This window comes from Streptococcus mitis, from assembly GCF_001579035.1.
Lineage (GTDB): Bacteria > Bacillota > Bacilli > Lactobacillales > Streptococcaceae > Streptococcus > Streptococcus mitis_J.
Genome location: NZ_KQ970292.1, coordinates 12,737 through 17,685, shown reverse-complemented (window position 1 = coordinate 17,685; position 4,949 = coordinate 12,737). Strand labels below are relative to the sequence as shown.

The following is a 4,949-nucleotide window of genomic DNA, read 5'->3' as shown; positions in this document are numbered from 1 at the left end:
CAAGGGACAGAAACCTTAGCTAAAACTTATAAAAAATCGGCGAAGAAACCAAGGTTATTGAAGCGACTGAACCTTTGACCATTCTGTTAATGGGGGTTGATACCGGAAATGCTGAACGAACTGAAACTTGGGTCGGTAGAAGTGATAGCATGATCTTGATGACAGTGAATCCTAAAACGAAAAAAACAACGATGATGAGTTTAGAGCGGGATATTCTGACCCGTATTGAATCAGGGAATGGTCAGGCTCATGAAGCGAAACTGAATTCAGCATATGCAGATGGTGGAGCAGAGCTTGCTATAGAAACCATTCAAAAAATGATGAATATCCATATTGATCGCTATGTGATGGTCAATATGAAAGGGTTGCAAAAACTAGTGGATGCAGTAGGTGGTATTACAGTCAATAATACCCTAGGTTTCCCAATTTCTATCAGTGACCAAGAAGAATTTAATACCATTTCTATCGGTGTTGGGGAGCAACATATTGGGGGAGAAGAAGCCCTAGTCTATGCACGAATGCGTTACCAAGATCCTGAGGGGGATTATGGTCGTCAAAAACGTCAACGTGAAGTTATTCAAAAAGTCATGGAAAAAGCCCTCAGTTTAAATAGCGTTGGTCATTATCAAGAGATTCTAAAAGCTTTGAGTGACAATATGCAGACTAATATTGATTTGTCTGCGAAAAGTATTCCGAGCTTGTTGGGCTATAAAGATTCATTTAAAACCATTGAAACTCAGCAGTTGCAGGGTGAAGGAGAGATGCTTCAAGGTGTTTCTTACCAGATTGTTTCGAGAGCCCATATGTTGGAAATGCAAAATCTACTCCGACGTTCTTTGGGACAAGAAGAAGTCACCCAGCTTGAAACCAATGCGGTCTTATTTGAAGATTTATTTGGACGAGCACCTGTTGGTGATGAAGATAATTAACTTTTGATACAAATAAAAAATCAATCGTAGGAAAATTCCTGCGATTTTTTCAAAAAAATACGAATAGATAGGTAGGAGGAAACATGAAAGCAGAAATCATTGCTGTTGGAACAGAGATTTTGACAGGACAGATTGTCAACACCAATGCTCAGTTTTTGTCGGAAAAACTAGCTGAGATTGGAGTAGACGTATATTTTCAGACGGCTGTAGGAGACAATGAAGCTCGTCTCTTGTCTTTACTTGAGATTGCCAGTCAACGTAGCAGTCTGGTGATTTTGACAGGCGGTTTGGGGCCAACTGAGGACGATTTGACCAAACAAACTCTGGCTAAATTTTTAGGGAAAGAATTAGTCTTCGATCCTCAGGCCCAGGAGAAGTTGGATGTCTTTTTTGCCCAGAGACCAGACTATGCCCGAACACCGAATAACGAAAGACAAGCTCAAATTGTAGAAGGGGCGACTCCACTGCCAAACGAAACAGGACTGGCTGTGGGAGGAATATTAGAAGTCGATGGAGTGACATACGTCGTCCTTCCAGGTCCACCAAGTGAATTGAAACCCATGGTCTTAAACCAACTTCTACCCAAGTTGATGACAGGGAGCAAGCTATATTCCCGAGTTCTTCGTTTCTTTGGAATTGGCGAAAGCCAGCTGGTGACCATTTTGGCTGATTTGATTGATAATCAAACAGATCCGACCTTGGCACCTTATGCCAAGACAGGAGAAGTAACTCTACGTCTGTCAACAAAAGCTAGCAATCAAGAAGAGGCGAATCAAGCGCTGGATATCTTGGAAAATCAAATCTTGGACCGCCAGACTTTCGAAGGAATTTCTTTACGAGACCTTTGTTATGGTTATGGGGAAGAGTCCAGCTTGGCCAGTATTGTGGTAGAAGAACTGAAAAGGCAAGGGAAAACCATCACGGCTGCAGAGAGCTTGACGGCAGGGATTTTCCAAGCTAGTCTAGCGGATTTTTCAGGAGCTTCAAGCATATTTAAGGGTGGTTTTGTGACCTATAGCTTGGAGGAAAAATCAAAGATGTTGGATATTCCTGTCAAGGATTTGGAAGAACAGGGTGTAGTGTCTGAATTTACAGCTCAGAAGATGGCTGAGCAGGCACGAAGCAAGACCCAATCTGATTTTGGCATCAGTTTGACTGGAGTAGCAGGACCAGATAGCCTAGAAGGACACCCAGCTGGGACAGTCTTTATAGGCTTGGCGCAAGAGCAAGGAACTGAGGTTATCAAGGTGAATATTGGAGGCAGAAGTCGAGCAGATGTACGTCACATTGCGGTTATGCATGCCTTTAACCTAGTTCGCAAGGCTTTATTAAGTGACTAACTTTTGATATAATAGTAGATAGGTCTGAGGACCATTAGAATGTAGGAGAATAGAATGGCGAAAAAACCAAAAAATTAGAAGAAATTTCAAAAAAATTCGGGGCAGAACGTGAAAAGGCCTTGAATGACGCTCTTAAATTGATTGAGAAAGACTTTGGTAAAGGATCAATCATGCGTTTGGGTGAACGCGCCGAGCAAAAGGTGCAAGTGATGAGCTCAGGTTCTTTAGCTTTGGACATTGCCCTTGGTTCAGGTGGTTATCCTAAGGGACGTATCATTGAAATTTATGGACCAGAGTCATCTGGTAAGACAACAGTTGCCCTTCACGCAGTTGCGCAAGCGCAAAAAGAAGGAGGTATTGCAGCCTTTATCGATGCGGAACATGCTCTCGATCCAGCTTATGCTGCGGCCCTTGGTGTCAACATTGACGAATTGCTCTTGTCACAACCAGACTCAGGAGAGCAAGGTCTTGAGATTGCAGGAAAATTGATTGACTCAGGTGCTGTAGATCTTGTCGTGGTCGACTCAGTTGCGGCCCTTGTCCCTCGTGCGGAAATTGATGGAGATATCGGTGATAGCCACGTTGGTTTGCAGGCTCGTATGATGAGCCAGGCTATGCGTAAACTTGGTGCTTCTATCAATAAAACCAAAACAATTGCCATCTTTATCAACCAATTGCGTGAAAAAGTTGGGGTGATGTTTGGAAATCCAGAAACAACTCCTGGTGGACGTGCTCTGAAATTCTATGCTTCAGTCCGTTTGGATGTTCGTGGTAATACACAAATTAAGGGAACTGGTGACCAAAAAGAAACCAATGTCGGTAAAGAAACTAAGATTAAGGTTGTAAAAAATAAGGTAGCTCCACCGTTTAAGGAAGCCGTAGTTGAAATTATGTACGGAGAAGGAATTTCTAAGACTGGTGAGCTTTTGAAGATTGCAAGCGACTTGGATATTATCAAAAAAGCAGGAGCTTGGTATTCTTACAAGGATGAAAAAATTGGGCAAGGTTCTGAGAATGCTAAGAAATACTTGGCAGATCACCCAGAAATCTTTGATGAAATTGATAAGCAAGTCCGTTCTAAATTTGGCTTGATTGATGGAGAAGAAGTTTCAGAACAAGATACTGAAAACAAAAAAGATGAAGCAGTTCAAGCAGATTCTGTGAATGAAGAAGTTACACTTGACCTAGGCGATGAACTTGAAATCGAAATTGAAGAATAATACTCTTCGAAAATCTCTTCAAACCACGTCAGCATCGCCTTACCGTACTCAAGTACAGCTTACGGCTAGCTTCCTAGTTTGCTTTTTGATTTTCATTGAGTATAAGCTATTAAAGTAGTGGAGAACATCTGCTGCTTTTTCGTTATCTTTTTCTGGTTTTCAGTTCACGCATAGTTTGCTGTTTCTTGTCGCTCCACTAGAAAGCTGATATAATAGCCTTATGAATAAAAAACGAACAGTGGACCTGATTCATGGTCCGATTCTTCCTTCGCTTTTGAGTTTTGCCTTCCCAATCTTGCTATCAAATATTTTTCAACAGCTCTATAACACTGCTGATGTCTTGATTGTTGGACGTTTTCTTGGACAAGATTCCTTGGCTGCAGTAGGGGCGACGACAGCGATTTTTGACCTGATTGTAGGATTTACTCTTGGTGTTGGCAATGGTATGGGAATTGTCATTGCCAGATATTACGGAGCTCGGAATTTTACTAAAATAAAGGAAGCAGTAGCAGCCACATGGATTTTAGGTGCACTTTTGAGTATTGTAGTTATGTTGCTGGGCTTTCTTGGTTTGTATCCTCTTTTACAGTACCTAGATACCCCTGCTGAAATCCTCTCTCAGTCCTATCAATATATTTCTATGATTGTGACCTGTGTTGGTGTCAGTTTTGCTTATAATCTCTTTGCAGGCTTGTTGCGGTCCATTGGGGACAGTCTGGCAGCGCTTGGTTTTTTGATTTTTTCTGCTCTTGTCAATGTGGTTCTGGATCTCTATTTTATTACGCAACTGCATCTGGGAGTTCAATCCGCGGGACTTGCTACCATCATTTCGCAAGGCTTATCAGCGGTTCTCTGTTTTTATTATATCCGTAAGAGTGTGCCAGAACTTTTGCCTCAACTCAAGCATTTCAAATGGGACAAGGCCTTATACGCGGATCTCTTGGAGCAAGGTTTGGCTATGGGCTTGATGAGTTCAATTGTATCTATCGGCAGTGTGATTTTACAGTCTTCTGTTAATACCTTTGGTGCTGTAATTATTAGTGCCCAGACGGCGGCTCGCCGCATTATGGCTTTCGCCCTTCTTCCCATGACCGCTATTTCTACCTCGATGACGACCTTTGCTTCACAGAATCTAGGAGCTAAGCGACCTGACCGCATTGTTCAAGGTCTTCGAATCGGCAGTCGTTTAAGTATATCCTGGGCAGTTTTTGTTTGTGTTTTCCTCTTTTTTGCCAGTCCAGCCTTGGTTTCCTTCTTGGCTAGTTCGACGGATAGCTACTTGGTAGAAAATGGAAGTCTCTATCTGCAAATTAGTTCAGTCTTTTATCCTATTTTGAGTCTCTTGTTGATTTATCGCAATTGTTTGCAGGGCTTGGGGCAAAAAGTCCTTCCTCTAGTTTCTAGTTTTATCGAACTAATCGGGAAAATCGCTTTTGTGGTCTTGATTATCCCTTGGGCAG

3 protein-coding genes and 1 pseudogene are annotated in these 4,949 nt (G+C 42.2%); all 4 read left to right on the top strand.

The window, feature by feature from the left end:
- Positions 1 to 929 (top strand): annotated as a pseudogene (gene brpA, locus SMIDD26_RS09860) (biofilm formation/cell division transcriptional regulator BrpA); the annotation flags it as partial.
- A gap of 83 nt (positions 930 to 1,012) precedes the next feature.
- Positions 1,013 to 2,269, top strand: a complete 1,257-nt coding sequence (locus tag SMIDD26_RS09855; RefSeq protein ID WP_061439984.1) for a competence/damage-inducible protein A — start codon at positions 1,013 to 1,015, stop codon at positions 2,267 to 2,269.
- A gap of 83 nt (positions 2,270 to 2,352) precedes the next feature.
- A complete protein-coding gene (recA, locus tag SMIDD26_RS09850) occupies positions 2,353 to 3,489 on the top strand; it encodes a recombinase RecA (RefSeq protein ID WP_061439983.1) in 1,137 nt (378 codons plus the stop codon).
- 220 nt (positions 3,490 to 3,709) lie between these two features.
- Positions 3,710 to 4,949: MATE family efflux transporter (locus SMIDD26_RS09845; protein WP_246747025.1), on the top strand; the 1,240-nt coding region annotated here is incomplete at its 3' end.